1 protein-coding gene is annotated in these 1331 nt (G+C 66.3%); it reads left to right on the top strand.

What is annotated here, in order from left to right:
• Positions 1-71 precede the first annotated feature (71 nt).
• Positions 72-1154, top strand: a complete 1083-nt coding sequence (locus FPZ47_RS27540) for an IS110 family RNA-guided transposase (RefSeq protein WP_210420045.1) — start codon at positions 72-74, stop codon at positions 1152-1154.
• Positions 1155-1331 lie beyond the last annotated feature (177 nt).

Genomic DNA, 1331 nt, shown 5'->3' with positions numbered 1-1331 from the left:
CTGCATGTGAACGTGGGTTGCCGACAGGAATTAGGTCCTGGCCGGTAGAGCCACAGATGTAGGAGGCCCCAGTGAAACGTCATCGTACGAGTGTTGGGTTGGATGTGCACGCACGATCAGTGGTCGGGTGCGCTTTGGATGGGGACACCGGTGAGGTGTTCGAACGGCGGTTGACCCCGGATTATCGGGATGTCCTGGAATGGCTGCGGTCGCTGCCAGGTCGGGTGGCGGTGACGTATGAGGCGGGGCCGACGGGGTTCGGGTTGGCGCGGTTCCTGGTGGCCGCGGGGGTGATGTGCCTGGTTGCTGCGCCGTCGAAGCTGCAGCGCCCGTCGGGGGATCGGGTCAAAACCGACGCCCGTGATGCCGCGCATCTGGCCCGGTTGCTGCATCTGGGGCAGATCGTGGCGGTCACGATTCCCAGTGCGGATCAGGAAGCAGCCCGCGATCTGGTGCGTGCCCGTGAGGACTGCCGCGGGGATTTGATGAGTGCCCGGCACCGGGTATCGAAACTGCTGCTGCGCCAAGGGATCATCTACTCCGGCGGCCGGACCTGGACCGGTAAGCACGAGGCGTGGCTGCGGGGGCAACGCTTCGAAGCCACACCATTGCAGCTGGCTTACGACACCGCCCTGGACACGATGCTGGCCACCGTTGATCGCCGGGACCGCCTCGATGCCGCGATCGCCGAACTGGCCGCCGACAGTGCCTACACGCCGGTGGTCACCCGGTTGGGCTGCTTGCGTGGGGTCTCCACGTTGACCGCGTTCGGCTTGGCGGTGGAGATCGGTGACTGGGGCCGGTTGAGCGGGCGCTCGATCGGCGCTTACCTCGGGTTGGTGCCATGCGAGTACACGTCGGGGAATTCACGCTCGCAGGGATCGATCACCAAGACCGGCAACGGCCATGCCCGCCGGCTGTTGATCGAAGCGGCCTGGCATCACCGCCAACCGTATCGGCCCGGAGTGGATCTGCGGCGGCGCTGGGATGCCGCCAGCCCGGCAGCACGGGCGCGGGGCCAGCAAGCCAACCGGCGCCTGCACCACCGCTGGCTGTCCTTCGATGCCCGCAAGAAACGCCCCGTGGTCGCCAACACCGCCATCGCCCGGGAACTGGCCGGCTGGTGCTGGTCGCTGGCCGTGCTCGACACCTGAGCACCGGCCCATAACTGTCCGAACAACCCGGTGGTGGCGGCAGCGCCTGGGAGTGACCCGCGAACGCCCTATGAGCAATCATGCTGCAGCACAGCCTGATTACGCTCGATCTCTAGACCCGCGATCCACTCCAGCAGAACAGTCCGTCCTGCGGTAACCAACCCGCGAATATCAGAC

It is taken from the genome of Mycobacterium helveticum (assembly GCF_007714205.1).
Lineage (GTDB): Bacteria > Actinomycetota > Actinomycetes > Mycobacteriales > Mycobacteriaceae > Mycobacterium > Mycobacterium helveticum.
The sequence above is the reverse complement of the archived record's forward strand: the minus strand, read 5'-3'. Positions and strand labels throughout refer to the sequence as shown.